The organism is Aerosakkonema sp. BLCC-F183, from assembly GCF_041929145.1.
Classification (GTDB): domain Bacteria; phylum Cyanobacteriota; class Cyanobacteriia; order Cyanobacteriales; family Aerosakkonemataceae; genus Aerosakkonema.
The window spans coordinates 131485-148267 of record NZ_JBHFNU010000054.1; the positions used below are offsets into that span (position 1 = coordinate 131485).

Annotated in this window: 14 protein-coding genes; 12 read left to right on the forward strand and 2 right to left on the reverse strand. The window is 43.9% G+C overall.

All coding sequences use genetic code 11. From position 1 onward, the window contains the following. Positions 1 to 187: 187 nt before the first annotated feature. The 11 genes from ACE1CD_RS16175 (at position 188) to ACE1CD_RS16225 (ending at position 12357) form a co-directional block, all read left to right on the forward strand. Positions 188 to 2026 carry a carbamoyltransferase gene (locus tag ACE1CD_RS16175; RefSeq protein ID WP_374794353.1) on the forward strand — a complete coding sequence of 613 codons (1839 nt, stop codon included), beginning with the start codon at positions 188 to 190 and terminating at the stop codon, positions 2024 to 2026. 12 nt (positions 2027 to 2038) lie between these two features. Then, positions 2039 to 2443 carry an SxtJ family membrane protein gene (locus ACE1CD_RS16180; protein WP_374794354.1) on the forward strand — a complete coding sequence of 135 codons (405 nt, stop codon included), beginning with the start codon at positions 2039 to 2041 and terminating at the stop codon, positions 2441 to 2443. Then, positions 2443 to 2607 (forward strand): DUF5989 family protein, encoded by a 165-nt coding sequence (locus ACE1CD_RS16185; protein WP_255512226.1) that lies wholly within the window; start codon positions 2443 to 2445, stop codon positions 2605 to 2607. Before ACE1CD_RS16180 ends, ACE1CD_RS16185 begins: the two co-directional genes overlap by 1 nt. A 56-nt stretch (positions 2608 to 2663) precedes the next feature. Continuing rightward, positions 2664 to 4031 carry an SGNH/GDSL hydrolase family protein gene (locus ACE1CD_RS16190; protein WP_374794355.1) on the forward strand — a complete coding sequence of 456 codons (1368 nt, stop codon included), beginning with the start codon at positions 2664 to 2666 and terminating at the stop codon, positions 4029 to 4031. A 250-nt stretch (positions 4032 to 4281) separates the two neighbouring features. Further along, positions 4282 to 5655 carry a guanitoxin biosynthesis MATE family efflux transporter GntT gene (gene gntT / locus ACE1CD_RS16195; RefSeq protein WP_374794356.1) on the forward strand — a complete coding sequence of 458 codons (1374 nt, stop codon included), beginning with the start codon at positions 4282 to 4284 and terminating at the stop codon, positions 5653 to 5655. Positions 5656 to 6052: 397 nt separating this feature from the next. Further along, on the forward strand, positions 6053 to 6178 hold the full coding sequence (locus tag ACE1CD_RS16200) for a hypothetical protein (RefSeq protein ID WP_374794357.1): 126 nt from the start codon (positions 6053 to 6055) through the stop codon (positions 6176 to 6178). Then, positions 6153 to 7673, forward strand: a complete 1521-nt coding sequence (locus ACE1CD_RS16205) for a hypothetical protein (RefSeq protein ID WP_374825497.1) — start codon at positions 6153 to 6155, stop codon at positions 7671 to 7673. Before ACE1CD_RS16200 ends, ACE1CD_RS16205 begins: the two co-directional genes overlap by 26 nt. A gap of 71 nt (positions 7674 to 7744) precedes the next feature. Continuing rightward, the gene (locus ACE1CD_RS16210; protein WP_374825499.1) at positions 7745 to 9163 is read left to right on the forward strand and encodes a hypothetical protein; all 1419 of its coding nucleotides are present in this window, start codon (positions 7745 to 7747) and stop codon (positions 9161 to 9163) included. A gap of 136 nt (positions 9164 to 9299) precedes the next feature. Next, positions 9300 to 10307: a methyltransferase domain-containing protein gene (locus tag ACE1CD_RS16215; protein WP_374825501.1), complete on the forward strand. Its 1008-nt coding sequence runs from the start codon at positions 9300 to 9302 to the stop codon at positions 10305 to 10307. Between the two features lie 116 nt (positions 10308 to 10423). Next, complete coding sequence (locus tag ACE1CD_RS16220) at positions 10424 to 11200, forward strand: SDR family NAD(P)-dependent oxidoreductase (RefSeq protein ID WP_374825503.1); 777 nt, start codon at positions 10424 to 10426, stop codon at positions 11198 to 11200. Between the two features lie 125 nt (positions 11201 to 11325). After that, positions 11326 to 12357: a methyltransferase gene (locus ACE1CD_RS16225; protein WP_374825505.1), complete on the forward strand. Its 1032-nt coding sequence runs from the start codon at positions 11326 to 11328 to the stop codon at positions 12355 to 12357. Positions 12358 to 12372: 15 nt separating this feature from the next. On the opposite strand, the gene ACE1CD_RS16230 is transcribed toward ACE1CD_RS16225, so the two are convergent. Next, positions 12373 to 13572, reverse strand: a complete 1200-nt coding sequence (locus ACE1CD_RS16230) for an SGNH/GDSL hydrolase family protein (protein ID WP_374825507.1) — start codon at positions 13570 to 13572, stop codon at positions 12373 to 12375. A gap of 570 nt (positions 13573 to 14142) precedes the next feature. Between ACE1CD_RS16230 and proX the strand changes: the two genes are divergently transcribed. Beyond that, positions 14143 to 15213 carry a glycine betaine/L-proline ABC transporter substrate-binding protein ProX gene (gene proX / locus ACE1CD_RS16235; protein ID WP_374801308.1) on the forward strand — a complete coding sequence of 357 codons (1071 nt, stop codon included), beginning with the start codon at positions 14143 to 14145 and terminating at the stop codon, positions 15211 to 15213. Positions 15214 to 15227: 14 nt separating this feature from the next. Here proX and ACE1CD_RS16240 read toward each other — a convergent pair whose 3' ends face one another. Continuing rightward, the gene (locus tag ACE1CD_RS16240; protein WP_374825509.1) at positions 15228 to 16781 is read right to left on the reverse strand and encodes an FAD-dependent oxidoreductase; all 1554 of its coding nucleotides are present in this window, start codon (positions 16779 to 16781) and stop codon (positions 15228 to 15230) included. Positions 16782 to 16783: the final 2 nt, after the last annotated feature.

A 16783-nucleotide genomic window follows, 5' to 3' on the forward strand; every position in this document is an offset into this window, starting at 1 on the left:
TTAGGTAAGCAAGAATCCCCGTCTCTTTAGCACTGGGAAGGAGCGAGCCTTATGGATTTATAATTAACGCAATTCTCCTTGATACGCCCTTTGGTTCCCATTTCTTCAGATTTTTTCCCACTCGTGGGTGGCCTACTTGGTGTAACTTAAGGGGACAAAAGGTTTTGATCGGTTTTGGAAAGCAGCAATGAATATTATAGGTATCTCAGCTTACTATCACGATAGCGCCGCCGCCCTGATCGGAAATGGTGAGATTGTAGCGGCTGCACAAGAGGAACGATTTACAAGAAAAAAGCATGACCCAAGTTTTCCCAGCCAAGCGATCTCTTACTGCTTGAGAGAAGCCGGAATCCAGCTTCAAGACTTGGATTATATAGTCTTTTATGAAAAGCCATTTACTAAATTCGATCGCCTCCTAGAAACCTACCTAGCCTATGCCCCAAAGGGGTTTCGCTCTTTTATCACCTCTATGCCAGTCTGGCTCAAAGAAAAGCTTTACCTTAAATCAGTCATAAAAAAAGAACTTGCCAAACTGGGAAATTGCCAGCCCTCTCAACTACCTCCCCTGCTCTTTACCGAACATCACCAATCTCACGCTGCCTCAGCCTTTTTCCCCAGTCCTTTCGAGCGTGCTGCGGTTCTTTGCCTCGATGCTGTCGGTGAATGGGCAACAACTTCCCTCTGGTTAGGGGAAGGCAATCAGCTAACACCCAAATGGCAAATTGACTTTCCGCACTCCTTGGGGATGCTTTATTCAGCTTTTACTTACTACACTGGCTTCAAAGTTAACTCTGGTGAGTATAAGCTGATGGGATTAGCACCTTATGGGGAACCCAAATATGCAGACTTGATACTTGACCATCTGTTAGACCTCAAAGAAGATGGCAGTTTCCGGTTGAACATGGAATACTTCAACTACACCACCGGTCTAACTATGACCAACCAGAAGTTCGACACTCTATTTGGTGGCCCACCCCGTCAACCAGAAAGCAAGCTGACCCAACGTGAAATGGACATAGCTGCCTCTGTTCAGAAAGTGACTGAGGAAGTGGTGTTGCGGCTGAGCAAAACGGTACACCAACAGTTGGGTGAAGATTATTTGTGTCTGGCTGGTGGTGTAGCTCTCAATTGCGTCGCCAATGGTAGAATTTTGCGAGAAGGTCCTTTCAAAGATATCTGGATTCAACCTGCTGCCGGGGATGCCGGGGGTGCTATAGGAGCTGCCTTGGCGATTTGGCACCAGTACAAAGATCGACCTCGCTCCTTTAAAGGTAGAGATACCATGCAGGGTTGCTATCTTGGGCCAAAATTTAGCCAATCAGAAATTCGTGCTTATCTAGATACAGTTGGCGCTAAGTACGAGCAACTAGAAGATAACGAACTCCTACCAAAACTGGCAGAAATTTTAGCTCAAGAAAATGTCGTGGGCTGGTTTTCCGGTCGGATGGAATTTGGCCCTCGCGCTTTGGGGAGTCGATCGATAATTGGCGATCCGCGCAGTCCCAAAATGCAGTCTGTAATGAATCTTAAAATTAAATATCGGGAATCTTTCCGACCCTTTGCCCCATCAGTTTTAGCCGAACGAGTTTCAGATTACTTTGAAATCGATCGCTCCAGTCCTTATATGCTGCTTGTCGCTCCTATCAAAGAGAATTTGCGCCATACGATGAACTCCGAGCAACAGCAACTATTCGGGATAGATAAGCTGAACGTTCCTCGCTCTACCATTCCTGCCGTTACCCATGTGGATTATTCAGCCCGGATTCAGACAGTTCATCAAGAAACCAATCCCCGATATTATGAACTCATCCGTCACTTTGAACAGAAAACTGGCGCAGCAGTGTTGGTGAATACTTCCTTTAATGTTCGCGGTGAGCCAATTGTCTGTACTCCAGAGGACGCCTATCGGTGCTTTATGCGTACTGAGATGGACTATCTAGTGCTGGAGAATTTCTTGTTAGCTAAGTCTCAACAAGGGCAGTTGGAACAGGATGATGCTTGGAAAAAAGAATTTGTGTTGGATTAGAGGAACAGCATCATGGAAGAAATTCCACAACTTAACAAAAAAGAACTGCGAGATTTTGGACTAATCGCTGGTACAATAGTAGCGGTTTTGTTTGGCCTATTATTACCCTGGCTCCGGGGTCATACCATACCGCTTTGGGCATGGATTATGGCTGGAGTTCTTTGGGTTTTGGCTGTCCTGGTGCCGATGGTACTCCAACCAGTTTATCAAGTCTGGATGCGAATTGGACTTGTGCTTGGTTGGGTCAACACTCGCATCATCCTGGGAACTATTTTCTTTGCCTTAATAATGCCGATGGGCGCGACTATGCGCTTGTTGAATCAAGACCCAATGGCTCGAAAGTTTGATGCTAGTAGAAAAACTTATTGCCGACCGAGCCAGGAAATCACAATAGCAAGTATGGAGAAACCTTTCTAATGTTTGAGACGACACTTGACCTGTTTAAAGACCTCTGGAAATTCATGAAGGAGCAGAAAAAATACTGGCTTGCTCCACTGATAATGACTTTAGTGATTCTCGGTATTTTGATTACATTTGCTCAGAGTTCTGCGGTGGCACCATTTATCTATACCATATTTTAAGAAACGAATACTTGGGTAAAACCAAGAAATTAACACCAGGCACAGGCTAAATAATTATGTTGACTGCCAACGAACTATTCGACGAAGCCTATTATCTAAATAGCAACTCAGATGTAGCAGTAGCCGTATCGAAGGGCGAGTTCAGCACCGGTTTTGCCCACTACAACCAATTCGGTCAATTTGAACAACGCAACCCCAGCGCCTATTTCGATACCAGCTATTATCTGCAAAAATATCAGGATGTAGCTAGTGAAGTAAACGCAAGAAAGACCACAGCGTTTACACACTTCATCAACTTCGGTCAAAGTGAAGAGCGCAACCCCAACCAGCTGTTCGATACTAAATATTATCTGCAACAGTACCAGGATGTGGCTGCTGCTGTTAACACAGATATACTCACAGGCATACAACATTTCATCGAGTTCGGTGACCGTGAAGGCCGCGCCCCTAGCTCCTTTGTCGATACCAACTTTTACCTGGGCCGGAATACAGACGTAGCTAATGCAGTAAAACAAGGCACAATTGGAGCGACAGAACACTTCATCGCGTTTGGTAGCAAAGAAGGTCGCATTCCCCGCCAGATGTTCGATAAGATATACGTCTTTGGCGACAGTCAATCCGACGATGGGAATTTATATGCTATACTGGGAGGCTTTTTGCCACCAAGCCCGCCTTATTTTGGCGGACGTTTCAGCAATGGCCCGGTATGGACGGAATATCTGGCACCGGAACTGGGATTACCAGTCGATCCTGCCAATAACTTTGCCATTGGCGGCGCTCAAACGGGAAATGAGGATGTGATTAGCTTTGAGGGCGCACCTCCCGCGCCACCATTGCAGAAGCAAGTTGATAATTTTGTCGCCACTCATCCGGTAGCCGACCCGAAAGCACTTTATGTAGTATATGCCGGAGGTAATGATTATCTTGTTGGCGGAGCAACAGAAGCGGGGCCGACAATTAATAATCTCGCTACAGCGGTAACAAAACTGGCCGCTATTGGTGGGAAAAACTTTATGATGCCGAACTTACCAAACCCATCAGGCTCTCCTTTCTCGGTTAGTCAAAGTCCTGAGTTTCAACAATCATACACACAATTAGTTGACCAGCACGCCAGCATTTTGGCAGCAACTATACCAAATCTAGAAAAAAACCTGAATATTAACATTATTCCTGTAGATTTTACTGGGTTTCTCAGGCAAGTGCGGGCCAATCCCCAGAATTACGGAATCACTAACCTCGGCAATGTAGTACCGGGCGCTGGTGGTAGCCCGGAAGTAGCCAATTTTACACTACCACCAGGGGTTAACCCAGACCAATATTTGTATTGGGATCTAGCACATCTAAGTACCCATAGCCACCAATTAATTTCAACAGCAGCTTTGAGGGCAACTACGGCTATAGGGGAAGTTGTGCAAATTTTATAACGTGAGATTTCCTCACATTACCCTGTCGGCCAAAGCAGGCTAGAGCCGATTCCAGATGGTTGGCGAAAAGTAATGTAAACTAAGATTAAATTTGGATTAGTGCAGCACGGCAGAAATAAACCACCAGTTGAAAAAAGTTGACTAGCTGACTTGACAAGCAATATCCCTTCTGCCGTCAGCCGTCTGCCTTCTTGCACTAGCCTGTACCTAGAGTCGCTCTGTTTGGCCTGTAACTTACTCGAATTAATCGATGAATTTGACCATTTCAAATCAATACAATTTTCTCGGTCGCTTCTTCCGACTGGCTCTTGCTAACACAGTTTCATACATCATGGAGCCATTGGCTGGTTTAATCAGTGTGGCTTTTTTAGGTCACTTATCAGATATTAATCAGTTAGTTGGGGTGGCTCTGGCTACAGTCCTGTTTAACGGCATTTACGCTATTTTGTCTTTTGTACGGATGAGTACTACTGGCATAACCGCTCAAGCTGTAGGCCGAAACGATCGAGAGGAAGTTCTGCTGACAGGACTGCGTAATGTTTTAATTGCTGTAGGGATAGGTTTACTCATCTTGGTTTTGCAGTATCCGTTACGAGAACTAGGGTTTGTGCTACTAGGTGGTACTCCAGAAGCCAAAGCTTCAGCTTTTGATTATTTCAACGCCAGGATTTGGGCAGCCCCTGCTGTGATGATCAACTTCGTCCTGTTTGGTTGGTTGCTGGCTCAAGAGATGAGTGGCAAGGTGTTGCTGATGTCCTTTGTTGGCAACACCAGCAATGTGGTACTGAACTACTTGTTTATTGTCCGGTGGGACTGGGGAAGTACGGGGGCTGGACTTTCCCAAGGTATTACCCAGTATCTAGTGTTATTGGTAGGATTGATTTTTTTATGCCTACAAATCCAGTGGCAAGAATTAAAAACGGCGGCAGTAAAAGTTTTTCAAAAGTCAGGTTTTAAATCTGCCTTTACTCTTAGTGGAAACTTATTTGTCGCCATGATACTTACCATCTTCTGCTTCAACATTTTCCAAGACCTAAGTTCCAATATGGGGACGATTATCTTTGCTCAAAATACCTTGATGATGCAGTTGGTTAACTTAAACTTCTACTTGATAGAGGCAGTGTCATTGGCCACAGAAAGCCTCAGCGGACAATTTGTAGGCAAAAAAGCCAACGAGCAGTTAATGCCTGTGGTGGGAGTCTCTGTAGCAACCAGTCTACTGTTGGGAGTTAGCATATCTCTTCTGACTGTGTTCTTCCCTGAAAATGTATTTGGGCTGTTAACCGACCATACCGAAGTAACTGAAAATATTGATATCTATGTGCGGTGGTTATTACCCGTTATGGGAATTTGCTCGATTGCTTACATATTTGATGGCTACTTCTTGGCTTTAACAGAAGGGCATACGGTTCGCAACGTTACCTTAGTCGCTATGGCTGCGGGATTTCTGCCTGTGGCTTTAGGCGCTGTATATTTTCACAGTAACCATCTGTTATGGTTCGGTCTGTCGATGTTTATGCTCGTAAAAGCAATAATGTATGGAGTACAGCTACCCAGGACGTTTAGGAGTGATGCAGCGGAAGTGACTCTGAAAACAGAATCTCAAGTTACAGGATTGAATTAACTTACCGAGTTTGGGGAGCTATAAGCTAAGTTTTTTGAGTTCTGCCGGTTATCTGGCAGTATCTGAGGAGATGTTCGGATTCTCGATGCGGATAGACGAATTGTAGTTTTTACTATGGCTTGATATTGCCGTCAACTAAAAGCTCTAAACGGAAGCAGTTCCCCAAAATTTTACCAAAATTTAAGATTATACCAAATCTGCTTCCTCTCCTCCATTTTTTTATTGGGGAAGCGTTATCCTAAAACGCTTTCCTAACCAGAATTTAGAAGTCATAATAAATCCACTTCCTCTTACCCTTTTTTGGCCTCGTGAAGCACTGCCATAAAAATACGAACAAAGTGAGAAATTCCAGACTCCTGAACTAGACGAGGGAATCAAGATTTGGTATGAGTAAATTATGCAAGGGATTTTTCAGTTGGTTGTGAATTTTTTGCAAGGCTCTCAAGATTGGTACTTGTTTGATAAGCAAATCTATATGGCTGAAGAACGACACACAGATGAAACCAGCACTGAAGATTATTAGAGTTATTATAGTTTTGGTAATTATCGTCACAGCTACCTTCGGAGTTGGTATACCTGTAAGCTGGGCGACTGACTCTATTTCAACATTTCGTCAAACAGGAAGTAACGAGCCAAGTGAGGTAACTTACACCAAAGATATTGCGCCTATCCTGAATAAGAATTGCGCCACCTGCCATCGTCCCGGTCAGATTGCCCCCTTTTCTTTGTTAACTTACCAAGATGCGGCAACTCACGCGATGGAAATAGCCTGGGCGACGTCATCGCGCTATATGCCACCGTGGAAAGCCGCACCGGGCTATGGAGAATTCAAAAATCCGCGACAGTTGAATGAGCAAGAGATTGCTCTGATTCAGCGATGGTTGAGTGAGGGGACACCAGAAGGGAATCCCGCCGATTTACCACCAACACCAAAATTCCCGGATGGAGACTGGCAACTAGGGAAGCCTGACCTGATCCTAAAAGTACCAGAACCCTATACGGTTAAAGCTACAGGGACTGACCAATATCAATGTTTTGTACTGCCGCTAAATCTACCAAATGACCTGTACATTAGGGCAATAGAAATCAAACCGGGCAACTCCAAGGCTGTTCACCATGCTGTTGTTTATCAAGCGGCAAGTGATGAGGCACGTAGATGGGATGCACAATATCCTGATGTGGGGTATCCGTGTCTTGAGGTGCCTAAAAGTCACGAGGGGGGATACGGTCTTTACACTTGGACACCGGGAACCTCTCCCGATTACTTACCTGATGGAGTTGTGAGATTAATCCCAAAAGGCTCAGATATTATTCTGGAAAACCATTACCCGCCAACTGCAAACGAGATAACAGATCGATCGACTGTGGCAATATACTTGGCCAAGACGGAACCGCAGAAGCTGGCCATTGAAATACCATTCGGACAGCCCAACTTGAATATTCCCCCTGGAGAGCCGCGCTATAAAGTTACTGCTGCGATGACAATTCCGATGGATTTGCAAATACTCGATATCATGCCCCATATGCACCTTCTGGGTCGGGAGATGAAAGTGACAGCAACTCTTCCAGATGGTACGGTCAAACCGATGATCTGGATTAAAGACTGGGATCGCAACTGGCAAATGGAATACCAGTATAAAGAGCCGCTCAATTTGCCCAAAGGTACAAATCTGGAAATGATAGCCTACTTTGATAATTCCAGCGATAATCCACGTAACCCGAACTATCCGCCCAAAAGAGTGACTTGGGGAATGAGTGCAATGGATGAAATGTGTGATTTCATCATCACCCTAATGGTGGGAAATAACCAGGAGGAACTAAAGCAGGTAAATGAATTTTACAGCCAAGTCCTTTCTGAATATGAGGCCGCTATGCGTGCGCGAGCTCGTAGGTTGCACGCACCTCATAGCGGCGATCCTACCTTTGGGGCTGCCAAAGTACGATCGCAGCAGACTCTCACGTCCAGTTCGGAAGCTCGGTATGAGGGTAACTCTCTCCAGTTTAGGACAGCCTCTTAGGTCGCTTTGCACCTATAATAAATTCTTGATTTGACAAGTGTATGCTGCTTTTCAGCTAATGTTATAGAGAAATGAAACCAGGGCACAATATTTATCGGATTATTCTCATTTTGGTAGTTATGCTCGCAGCTGCGTTCCTGATTGGCATACCTGTGAGTTTAGCGAATGACTCTATTACCACAAAAAGTGAAGCTGGCAACGAGCCAAGTGAGGTAACTTACACCAAAGATATTGCGCCTATCCTGAATAAGAATTGCGCCACCTGCCATCGCCCCGGTCAGATTGCCCCCTTTTCTTTGTTAACTTACCAAGATGCGGCAACTCATGCAATGGAAATAGCCTGGGCGACGTCATCGCGCTATATGCCACCGTGGAAAGCCGCACCGGGCTATGGAGAGTTCAAAAATCCGCGACAGTTGAATGAGCAACAGATTGCGCTGATTGAGCGATGGTTGAGTGAGGGGACACCGGAAGGGAACCCCGCCGATTTGCCACCCACACCAAAATTCCCGGATGGAGACTGGCAACTAGGGAAGCCTGACCTGATCCTCAAAATGCCACAACCCTACAAAGTTGAAGCCATAGAGAGCGATCGATATCAATGTTTTGTACTGCCGCTAAATCTACCAAATGACCTGTACGTTAGGGCAATAGATGTCAAGCCAGGCAACTCCAAGGCTGTTCACCATGCTGTATTGTTTCAAACTGCAAGTGATGAGGCAGTTAAATTGGATGCACAAGACCTGGATGTAGGGTATCAGTGCTTTGACGCACCTAAAAGTCACCAAGGGGGGCACGGTCTTTACACTTGGACACCGGGAATGTCTCCTGAATACTTACCTAATGGAGTTGCTAGAGTAATCCCGAAAGGCTCAGATCTGATTCTGGAAAACCATTACCCCGCAGCTGCAAACGAGATGACCGATCGATCCAGTGTGGCGATATACCTAGCCAAAAGGAAACCCCAGAAGCTGGCTGTTGAACTTCCATTCGCACAATACAAACTGGATATCCCTGCTGGGGAAAAGCGCCATAAAATCACTCTTACCACGACAATTCCCGTCGATTTGCAAATAATTGATGTTATGCCCCATATGCACTTTCTCGGTCGGGAGATGAAAGTGACAGCAACTCTTCCAGATGGTACGGTCAAACCGATGATCTGGATTAAAGACTGGGACTTTAACTGGCAAATGGAATACCAGTACAAAGAGCCGCTTAATTTGCCCAAAGGTACAAATCTGGAAATGATAGCCTACTTTGATAATTCTAGCGATAATCCTCATAACCCGAACTATCCGCCCAAAAGGGTGACTTGGGGAATGAACACAACAGATGAAATGTTCGATCTCATGGTTACCATAGCGGTAGAGGATGACCAGGAGAAACTAAAGCAAATAGATAAGTTTTACAGCACACTTATTTCAGGATATGAAGGTGCTGTAAATTCGGAAAAAAACTCTCATCCTCAGTTGCCATCAGCAATGTAACTTTGAGGATGGAGTTTCCTTAAATTTTGACAAAATCAGGAAACTCCTTGGCAGTTGGATGATTCTTGAAAAAAGAATTTTAGCTTGATGATAACAACAGTATCTACCTCAGAAAAAGATAAACAGTTGCCGAACTATGAAATATATTCAAAGCACACTAACCGAACTGATTTGTCCTAGATGCAAAAATGAGTCGCTGGATTTTGATAATGATGTAATATGCTGCCAAAATTGCCAACAACAATACGAGATTAACAACAATATTCCTCTGTTGTTTTGGCCTGAAAATATTGAGGACACATCAGGAAAAATTACTGACGCTGTGAAGGCATTTTATGAAGAAAATCCCTTTCCTAACTATAATGATTTAGACAGTGTTGGCAGTTTAATGCAAAAAGCAAAAGAAGGTATATTTGCTAAGGTATTAGATGAGCAATTGCCTTTTGGAATTAAGGTATTAGAATGTGGATGCGGTACTGGACAGTTAAGTATTTTCTTGTCGATCGCTAATCGCAGTGTGTTTGGCGTTGATATGTGTCTTAATTCATTAAAACTAGGTCAGGCTTTCAAAGAAAAGTACGAATTACAAAGAGTGAATTTTCTCCAAATGAATATTTTTCAGCCTATCTTTAAGCCTGAGAGTTTTCATGTAGTCATCTCTAATGGTGTGTTGCACCACACACATAATCCTAAATTGGCATTCTCATCCATTGCTAGGCTGGTAAAACCAGGGGGATACATTATTATAGGACTTTACCACAAGTATGGAAGAATCTGGACAGATGTGCGACGCTTAATTTTCAACTTAACAGGAGATAAATTCAAGTTCCTAGATCCAAGAATAGTAGATGTAAATCTCAACGAACGTAAGCGACATACATGGTTCATGGATCAGTATAAAAATCCCAATGAGTACAAGCATACGATCGGTGAAGTAATGGGTTGGTTTGCAGAAAATGGGTTTTCATTTGTGAATAGTATTCCTAAATCTAGCGTCGGTAAAAAATTTACTCCTGATGAGAAGCTATTTGTTGCCCAGTCGCCTGGAAATGCTTTGGAACGTTTTTTAGTTGAATCATCAATGATTTTTACAAACAGTAAGGAAGGAGGATTTTTTATTATGATTGGCAAAAAGGAGGGTTAGAAACTGAAAAATTCTGAGGTGAAGATTTAGGTTAGTGTGCGTCGCTAAGCTCGTAGTGCGACGCGCACAATCCTGACTATGTATAATTAAACCGATTACTTCTTAGAACAAGAGTGATGAAACCAGAAAAATTCTTGAAAGAGCGTGTAGCTATTGTAACGGGAGGAACTTCTGGAATAGGCAAAGCTATAGCTATAGCTTTAGCTGAAGCAGGATCTGATGTAGCTGTAGGTTCCCGTTCTGCTGCTACAACTCAGTCCAAAGCTGAAATTGAGGCCAAGGGAGTTAAAGCTCTGGTTGTTAATTTGGATGTCTCTTCCACCGACTCCGTACAAACTTTTTATGGTGCGGTGGTAAAAACTTTTGGCAAAGTAGATATTCTCGTTAATGCTGCCGGAACTGTTGTATCGCAGACAATGTGCAACCATTCTGACGAACTTTGGCAAGAAACTATGGAAGTTAACCTCAACGGTGTCTATCGTACTATCAAAGTTTGTTTACCGGGGATGATTGAGCGCCGATGGGGTCGAATTATTAATATTGCTTCTATATCTAGTGTAGCCGATTCTAGTTATGTTGCTTATTGTGCTTCTAAAGCCGCAGTGGTGGGGCTAAGCCGCTGTGTAGCTTTGGAGGGAGCGGCTCATGGTGTATCTTGCAATACGATTAGTCCTGGCTTTGTAGAAACTCCCGGTAGCAAGAATTTTTTAGCAGAAGTGGCAAAAAACCAAGGTCGAAGCTTAGCTGAATACATTGAGGAATTCAAACAAAACAATCCCCAAAAGAGAATTATACAGCCTGAAGAAATTGCAGCACTAGCTCTGTTTTTGTGCCGTGAGGAAGCGTTTGGGATTACCATGCAAGATATCACTTTATCCGCAGGCGCATCTTAGTCAGGATATTACATATCTTCTCCAAAAGAATCTCAAAGGGCAGGCAGGATGCCTACCCCACAAGAATTTTTGGAGATGTCTAATGAGCTATACATAACAGACTTGGAGATAACACGAAAAAAGAGATGATTGAGCCGGATTTGATTTCAAATGAAAATAAGTTCCCTCCTATCGAAAAGATGGGTTTGTTTATAGCTGCGTCGCGGGCACTCTGTGTTGGGGTACAACTTGCAGTTTTCACTCATATTGCCGATGGCAAAAGGACTGTGACAGAGATCGCACGCGCCGCAGAAGCTTCCGATCGCGGTGTCCGGATGTTGCTGGATGCACTCGTCGGTCTCCAGTATCTTACAAAGTCGGGTGAAGAGTACGGTCTTACACCAATTTCCTCGGAATTCCTGGTTCGAGACAAGGCTAACTATATGGGTCTTTTGCTCGAGGAAGAGTGGATGTGGGAAAGTTGGAGTCATCTGCGGGAAGTCGTTCGCACCGGAAAGCCTCTCAGACAAGCTGATGGTGTACACACAGGGATAGCTCAGAAGTTTTTCCGCGCTTATATTCCTTTACTACATTTTGTTAACCGTGAGCCTGCGCGTCGCGCCGCGCAGGTTTTGTTGAACCAAGGTGTTTTACAGCCTGAGTTACGTGTGATTGATGTAGCCTGTGGCTCTGCGGTTTGGTCGATCGCTGTTGCCCAAGCAACGGGTCGGGACACAAGTGTCACCGCAATGGACTTGCCACCTGTTCTTGAGATTGCACGCGAGTTTCTCAAACAGGATGGCGTCGAGAACCAGTATGATTTTCTGCCGGGTGACCAGAGAGAGATGGAATTCGGGCAGAATGTCTACGATTTAGCGATTATCGCACGCTATATCCACGATTTGGGTGAGCAGGAGGCACAAAATCTCTTCCGCAGAATCTGGGTTGCTCTCAAGTTTGGAGGACGAATTGCTGTCACTGACTGGATGCCAAATCACGATCGCACTGGTCCGATGACACCTCTCATCTTTGCGCTCGGAACCTTGCTCCACAAAGAGGAAGGCAACGCGCATACCGCTGCGGATTACTCGCGTTGGCTGCACTCTGTCGGCTTTACTGGAATCGAAGTGTCTGACCTTGGTTCAGATTTAACTCTGGTAGTTGCTGTCAAACAATAGAGTCAAAAGTCAAAATTAGGAATTTCTTTCCACTATCTCGTTTTCCCGCTCCCCCGCTACCCCACTCCCCCACTCTCCGGCGGGGAGTTTCAAAATATCATTGAATAGTTGTTTTGCAACTATTAAATTGCCGTTTTTAGAAACATGAGCAAAATCAGTATAGATGTATTCGTCACGTGAAAAAATGTCTGTATAATCTAGTATCCAATCGTAACCGCGCTCTTGAATAATATCTTTAATGAGCGGATATACGAATTTGTACTGTAATAATAATTCTCGATCGAGTTCCGGGAAATTTAGATGGTCTAACTTTGGGTTGCCAATGGAAGCTACTGGCTGCAATACCGCCAGAAATTTTATGCCTTCTGCTTCGGCTATATCATGTGCTATTTCCCAATCTTTTATAAGTCTTTCTGCAACTTTTTGAGCGCGTTCTGGTAAGTTATCGCACACATAGTAGCCATCAGTGGATTTTGTTTTGCCTGACTCAATTTTAGGATCGGATAGAGGACGGAGAATTTCTCCGGCCAATTTTCTGCTACCATCAAAAAAAATTCGATTGATTAAATTTAATACTAAAACATCAGTTCTTTTAGCAAGTATTGCTGCCGATCTTATGCTATTTGTCTTTAAATTGTCACCAATTTTAAAATGGGAATCGCAAGAGACATATATATCATTTACCCCATCATAAAATACCGCCGCATCAATTTTATCTCCGGCAACTAAAACATTAATAAATTGATCGATTAATTGACGGCTCGTATAGCCAATTTCACCTCTGTTGTAAGAATGTATGCCTGAAATTGAACTGAACAGAGCCGGAATAGTTTCATTGTCCCGCACACCATAACCCCACATAGTCGAGCCGCCAAAAAAGTAAAAAGACTTACTATTAGGCTGATAATCAACAGGTGTGGGATCTATACGATATCCATTAGTATCGACATGAAATGTTTTGTATTCAACGGGGATTCTACTCCAACCAACAGTCGGACTGTATTGAAGTGTACTTCCTTCACTCAATTCTTTAAAGTGAATTTTTGCGAAATCTTTGTCATCAGCGTAATTAATTAAGTAAGAGCGATCGCCTCCTGTGTCCGCAGTTTTGACAAAATATATATCGACAATTTTATTGCTAAAAAAATTTATAACTGCCAAAAAAAAAGCAACTGTCAACAAATTAATAAAAACTAAACTAATTTTATCTTTCATACTCTCATTTTCCTCTCACCTGAGTTGTTTCTGCGAACGCTCTGCTTTTGAACTGTCAGGTCAACAGCAGTATCTAGTTCTATCCCATTTATTTCAATCAATTCTTGAGGTATTGTAGCAATTTTTGTGAAAAAATAGTACGAGTACAATAGACATCTCCGCCAAAAGAATCTTAAAGGGCAGGCATCCTGCCTACCCCACCAGAATTTTTGGAGATGTCTATTGCTTTCACCGCCTTATTTCCCTAACAAACCTGAAATATAGTTACGGTCAAAGGCGAATCCGATCGAGATCTCGATCGCAAAATTAATCTTATGAAACTGAAAGCCTTGTCCAATAAGGCTTGTAGCTTGTTACATAAAATCCCGCTCTTCAGTGCGTTAAGTAGGAGATAATCGCAGTTACCAGCCCCAAGTCAACCTTTGAGGAGGATGATTTTGGCTGGGTAGATTAGCGCTGAAAAACCCGATTTATAGATAAGTCCTCTAACTTAAAAATTCTTTACAAATATCTTATTAAAAAAATATACTTTTGATCTAAATTTAGATCAAACTAGGTCAGGCTTTGAGGATGAAAAGAGAAACAAAGACACTTACTTTAGCTACAGTGACTGCCTTGGTAGTGGGTTTAATCGCTTGCCAACCAACTCCTAAAGCGACGACAGTATCGGCGGGATCTACAGGGTCGGAAAAAGCGATGCCAGGAAAAGGTGTGCGGGTACGTCCTGGCTTCGATATACCACCGTTCAGATTGATTGCGGAAGTAGTGGATATTGGGCTGGAAAAGCTAGGTTACGACGTTCCAGAACTAAAACAAATTAGTTCCGCCGCCCTTCTCTACGCTGCACTCGCCAGTGACGACATCGATTTCACTCCTACCCACTCCGAGAAGTCTTATGCCAAATTTTATCAAAATAGTGGTGGAGACGTAAAATTAGAGCAGGTTGGTAAAATAAGCGATAATTTCTTGCAAGGTTATCAGATCGATAAAAAAACCGCCGACCAATACAAAATCACTAATCTGGGGCAACTCAAAGACCCCAAAATTGCTAAACTTTTTGACTCAGATGGCGATGGAAAAGCTGATTTATCAGGTGCCCAGGCAGGTTGGGGTGCAGATGAGATTATCAACCATCACTTAGATGTCTATGGGCTGCGGGCTACAGTTGAACACAACCAGGGAGATATTGCCAGCTTAATTGTAGATGTGATTGCTCGTTACAGGCAAGGAAAACCTGTTCTCTTATATAACTTCATACCTTCATGGCAGTCTCAGCAGGATTTAAAGCCAAATAAAGATGTGATTTGGTTAGAAGTTCCTTTTACCTCTATGCCAAAAAGCTTGGGAGTCTATACAGAAAAAGACACTTCAGTAGATGGTAAAAATATCGGTTTTCCTAAAGAGGGGCTGCGTGTGGTGGCTACCAAAAAATTTTTGGCAGCTAACCCAGCCGCCAAACGCTGGTTTGAATTAGTGCAGATTCCCCTTGAAGATATCAACGCTGAAATGTGGCTATTTCACGAAGGTAAACGCAGTCCAGAACAAATTCGTCAGCGTGCTGAAGAATGGGTAAAAAAGAATCAAAAATTATTTGATAGTTGGTTGGAAGAAGCGAGAAAAGCTGGTCAGAATTCAGGCTGATTTCTGCTATTTTTTCACATTTCTAAAACATCGATCGTTGCAGAGAGTGCTGTCTGGATCGCTCCTTGAATTGAGGCATGGTTGATCGCGAGGTGTTCGCCTGCAAAAAAGACGCGAGGGTTATCTAAAGGGTAGGGCTGGCACAAAACTTCCTGATATTCTTCGTGGTCGCCAGGAGTAAAATAAGCATAAGCTCCAGATCCGGGTTTGATTTGTTCATCCCAAGACCAATGTACAATCTCGTCAACGTATCGATCGATTTGCGGATGGAGTTGTTTGACTTGATGCAAGGTCGTATCGGTGCGATCTCTCTGGTTAAGGGTTAAGAACTTCCGTGAATTATCTTCCCAACGGTAACCTGCGGTGAAAACAGACGGGTGATGCGAAACTTCCGGGTCGCGAGGAATCCAGCGATAGTCAGTTCGATCGTCTTTCGTCAAAGTCGCTAGTTTCGCATTATCTGAAGGATACCAAATCTGTTGGATCGGTAAATCTGTAAAGCTGGCACCGCCATAGATTCGATCGTGGAGTTCCCAAGGACGAGCGGTACAATGAAATAAAGTTTTGGCCGCACTGCCGTAGGTAAGGCTGCGATTGGCTTGCTTTTTCTTGGCTGGAATATCCGGATCGAACTCGATCGTTGCCAAAGCTGTAGCAGGAACCGTGCAAATGATATAATCGAACTCTTTGGCGAAGCTGCTATCCAAATTTTTCCCCCGGACGATCGCTTCCCTATCGGTAATTTCAATAGCTGTCACTTTTGCGTTCAACTCTATCTTCCCTTGCACTCGTTTAGCAAAGGCATTCACCAGAGTTTCCATCCCACCAATTAGCTGATATTGTTCAACTCGATACCAACTAAAGAAGTCGATCGAGCCTTCTAGGAGCGATACTCTCTCATAATGACTCATACCCGTAGTGTGACCGACCATTTCAAAAGCTTCCTGAGAAAGGCGATCGCGAAAGTACTGTGCAAAAGATATCGAATCGTACTTCTTCAGCAGCGTACTTGAAAACGACGGGCAGAACATCTCCCACTTTTCAGCACAAGAGAGAGTTTCTGTCAACTCCCGCAACAGGTCATCGTACAAAATAGCTGGGTCAACAAGCTCTTGTGGCAGCAGATTGAAAACTGCAAAAAGTTCGCTAACCGCCTCAATTCGAGCCTTTTTGCCGCGAAGATAATAGAACCCAGCCGGGTTATAGCTAACAAAAGGTCGCGTGGGCAAATTGAATTTTTCCAAATAATACATCGCACAGCGATGATTATTGGGAATACGCATCGCCCCTAATTCTCCGTAAGTTCCATCACTGAAGTAATGAGTGCGAATGCGTCCGCCCAGACGATCGCCAGCTTCCAAAATTGTGACTTCGTGACCCAACTGACTGAGTTCGTAGGCACTTGTTAGCCCAGCAATACCACCACCGATAATGCCAATCCGCTTTCGATCGCCACCGCGATCGCGAATACTCAAGTCACCTGGGTGGCTATATAGGGCTTCAAAAGAGAAAGGGCGATCGAACTGCTGTGTATGACGAAACGGATTAAATTTTGAACGATCGTTCATCA

Excerpts from the sequence above, each read along its gene's own strand:
- ACE1CD_RS16175 (WP_374794353.1), top strand. The coding sequence starts at position 188 with ATGAATATTATAGGTATCTCAGCTTACTATCACGATAGCGCCGCCGCC.
- ACE1CD_RS16180 (WP_374794354.1), top strand. The coding sequence starts at position 2,039 with ATGGAAGAAATTCCACAACTTAACAAAAAAGAACTGCGAGATTTTGGA.
- ACE1CD_RS16185 (WP_255512226.1), top strand. The coding sequence starts at position 2,443 with ATGTTTGAGACGACACTTGACCTGTTTAAAGACCTCTGGAAATTCATG.
- ACE1CD_RS16190 (WP_374794355.1), top strand. The coding sequence starts at position 2,664 with ATGTTGACTGCCAACGAACTATTCGACGAAGCCTATTATCTAAATAGC.
- gntT (WP_374794356.1), top strand. The coding sequence starts at position 4,282 with ATGAATTTGACCATTTCAAATCAATACAATTTTCTCGGTCGCTTCTTC.
- ACE1CD_RS16200 (WP_374794357.1), top strand. The coding sequence starts at position 6,053 with ATGCAAGGGATTTTTCAGTTGGTTGTGAATTTTTTGCAAGGCTCTCAA.
- ACE1CD_RS16205 (WP_374825497.1), top strand. The coding sequence starts at position 6,153 with ATGAAACCAGCACTGAAGATTATTAGAGTTATTATAGTTTTGGTAATT.
- ACE1CD_RS16210 (WP_374825499.1), top strand. The coding sequence starts at position 7,745 with ATGAAACCAGGGCACAATATTTATCGGATTATTCTCATTTTGGTAGTT.
- ACE1CD_RS16215 (WP_374825501.1), top strand. The coding sequence starts at position 9,300 with ATGAAATATATTCAAAGCACACTAACCGAACTGATTTGTCCTAGATGC.
- ACE1CD_RS16220 (WP_374825503.1), top strand. The coding sequence starts at position 10,424 with ATGAAACCAGAAAAATTCTTGAAAGAGCGTGTAGCTATTGTAACGGGA.
- ACE1CD_RS16225 (WP_374825505.1), top strand. The coding sequence starts at position 11,326 with ATGATTGAGCCGGATTTGATTTCAAATGAAAATAAGTTCCCTCCTATC.
- ACE1CD_RS16230 (WP_374825507.1), bottom strand. The coding sequence starts at position 13,572 with ATGAAAGATAAAATTAGTTTAGTTTTTATTAATTTGTTGACAGTTGCT.
- proX (WP_374801308.1), top strand. The coding sequence starts at position 14,143 with ATGAAAAGAGAAACAAAGACACTTACTTTAGCTACAGTGACTGCCTTG.
- ACE1CD_RS16240 (WP_374825509.1), bottom strand. The coding sequence starts at position 16,781 with ATGAACGATCGTTCAAAATTTAATCCGTTTCGTCATACACAGCAGTTC.